Source organism: Mycobacterium sp. NGS34 (assembly GCF_059812845.1).
In genome coordinates this window covers 1-2,464 of sequence record NZ_JCALDM010000046.1, presented here as the reverse complement: position 1 = coordinate 2,464, position 2,464 = coordinate 1, and the positions used below count along the sequence as shown (strand labels likewise).

General features: G+C 62.8%; 3 protein-coding genes. 1 reads left to right on the top strand and 2 read right to left on the bottom strand.

Annotated elements, in window-relative coordinates; all coding sequences use genetic code 11:
* On the bottom strand, positions 1–610 hold a 610-nt coding region (locus AC5Y7V_RS31290), incomplete at its 3' end, for an IclR family transcriptional regulator (RefSeq protein WP_225330607.1).
* 122 nt (positions 611–732) lie between these two features.
* The gene (locus AC5Y7V_RS31285; protein ID WP_083339453.1) at positions 733–990 is read right to left on the bottom strand and encodes an aldehyde dehydrogenase family protein; all 258 of its coding nucleotides are present in this window, start codon (positions 988–990) and stop codon (positions 733–735) included.
* 136 nt (positions 991–1,126) lie between these two features.
* Between AC5Y7V_RS31285 and AC5Y7V_RS31280 the strand changes: the two genes are divergently transcribed.
* The gene (locus tag AC5Y7V_RS31280; RefSeq protein ID WP_099250435.1) at positions 1,127–2,431 is read left to right on the top strand and encodes an IS256 family transposase; all 1,305 of its coding nucleotides are present in this window, start codon (positions 1,127–1,129) and stop codon (positions 2,429–2,431) included.
* The last annotated feature ends 33 nt before the right edge of the window (positions 2,432–2,464 follow it).

Genomic DNA, 2,464 nt, shown 5'->3' with positions numbered 1-2,464 from the left:
CGCTCTTTCTGACCTCTACCAACTCGGCGCACAACTGGGTGAGGGTGCTCACTGAATTCTGGGTGAGTTGTTCCAAATTTGGGTCAGGGTACAGTTTGTGAAGCTCTTCATCGGAGAAGTTGGCAAGCATGGCCTTACCGGTCGACGTGCAGTGTGCAGGCATGGTCCTACCCAGGCGCGATACCACCCGCACGGCGGACGGGCTCTCGAGCGCCGCGATGAAGCGGACCGACGTGCCATCCAGCATCCCGATATGCACTGTTTCCTGCAGCGCATCGCTGAGCTGGCGCAGAATCGGAGCTGCGATGCGCGGTATATCCATTCTGGCGAAAACAGCGAACGCCACCCCGGTCAAGGCCGGTCCGGGCAGATAAGCCTTGCTGATCGGATCCTGGCGGACGAAACCGCGATACTGAAGCATCGATAACAGCCGATGCGCAGTCGACGATGCCACGTCTAGATAGACGCTTGCCTCGGTAAGACGGACCTCTGATCGTTCACCCAGGAGTAGAAGTAGGCGAAGAGCGTTGTCGACAGCCTTGATCGGATACTGAGGCGGTTTAGCGGTACCGAGTTGATCCATTTGTCGCGTTTGCGCCGGTCTCTGCATGGCAGAAAGGGTACCTCCCCTGAGGAACGAGTGAGGCCTGCCGCGCAATTGGTGACTCTTGCGCGATCGGAAGCCCGGGTACCTGGAGTCAAGTATCGTCAGCGCCGCCCGGATCGTTCCGCTCAGCCTCGGGTGCATTCGCGTTCGGCGAAGGCTACCTGGCCACCCAGGACGCCTCCCCTTGATAGCGGGCTCGCGGGCGGTTGGGTCATCGGCTTAACGGTCTCGATCATGCGAAACGCGCTCGTGAACTCCACGTCGAGCAGCGCGAGTTCTTCGGTATGCTCTCGCATGAGTGTCGCCAAAGCTCGCAGCATGGTGCCGCGCTGCCGCGGCGTCCGGAGTGCCCAGTCACGTTGGGCAGCATGCGCAGTCGCCACCGAGCAATGATCAGAACCTGTGGATGAGCCTCGGCGAGGTGGCGTGAAAGTGGGCGCACCTTCCCGAGGATGATCATCACGGAAACAGGATCTCGATCAAGACCGGCGTTGGCGCGCTGGTTGGGAAGGTACGCCCATGCTCACGGTAGTTCACGACGCGGAATCAGCCAACGAGAACGGCAGCGGTGCTGGTCGGTCGTTGTTGGATGAGATCGTCCGCGACGGTGCGCGGCAGATGTTGGCGGCGGCACTGCAGGCTGAAGTAGCCGCCTACGTCGACGCCCATGCCGGTGAGGTCGACGACAACGGTCGGCGTCTGGTGGTCCGCAACGGCTATCACCACGAACGTGACATCCTCACCGCCGCGGGTGCGGTCACGGTGACCGCCCCGCGGGTCAACGACAAGCGCATCGACGCCGTTACCGGTGAGCGGCAACGGTTTTCCTCGGCGATCCTGCCGGCGTGGGCACGCAAGTCCCCGCAGATGACCGAGGTGCTGCCACTGCTGTACCTGCACGGGCTCTCGACGAGTGACTTCGGTCCGGCGCTGGAGCAGTTTCTCGGCTCGAGTGCCGGACTGTCGGCCACGACGATCACCCGGCTCACCAGCCAATGGCAGGACGAAGCGAAGACTTTCGGCGAGCGTGACCTCTCGGGCACCGATTACGTCTACCTGTGGGTCGACGGCATCCACCTCAAGGTCCGCCTCGAGCAGGAGAAGCTCTGCCTGCTGGTGATGATCGGGGTCCGCTCCGATGGCCGCAAGGAACTCGTCGCCCTGGCCGACGGATACCGAGAATCGACCGAGTCGTGGGCCGATCTGCTGCGGGGCTGCCGCCGCGGGATGACCGCGCCGGTGCTGGCCGTCGGCGACGGTGCACTGGGCTTCTGGAAGGCGATGCGCGAGGTCTTCCCGGCTACCCGCGAGCAACGCTGCTGGTTCCACAAACAGGCCAATGTCCTTTCCTGCCTGCCTAAATCGGCGCACCCGGCAGCATCAGCGGCGATCAAAGAGATCTACAACGCCGAGGACATCGACCACGCGCAGGTCGCCATCAAGGCCTTCGAGATCGACTACGGCGCCAAGTACCCCAAAGCGGTCGCCAAGATCGTCGACGACGCCGACGTGCTCCTGGAATTCTACAAATACCCAGCCGAACACTGGATCCATTTGAGAACCACGAACCCGATCGAATCAACGTTTGCCACCGTCCGCTTGCGGACCAAGGTCACCAAGGGCCCGGGATCCCGGGCGGCCGGAATTGCCATGGCCTACAAGCTCATCGACGCCGCGCAAGCCCGCTGGCGGGCAGTCAACGCACCCCACCTGGTCGCCCTCGTCCGTGCCGGCGCCGTCTTCCACAAAGGCAAGCTACTCGAACGCCCCGCCGACATCACACCGCCCGAGCCGGGCGAAACAACCGAAACCGAGGTCGCCTGAAACACCCCGATCCACAGGTATTGACAATATCTC

What these genes read in the sequence shown, in the direction of transcription:
- AC5Y7V_RS31280 (WP_099250435.1), top strand. Translation starts at nt 1,127, where the DNA reads ATGCTCACGGTAGTTCACGACGCGGAATCAGCCAACGAGAACGGCAGC.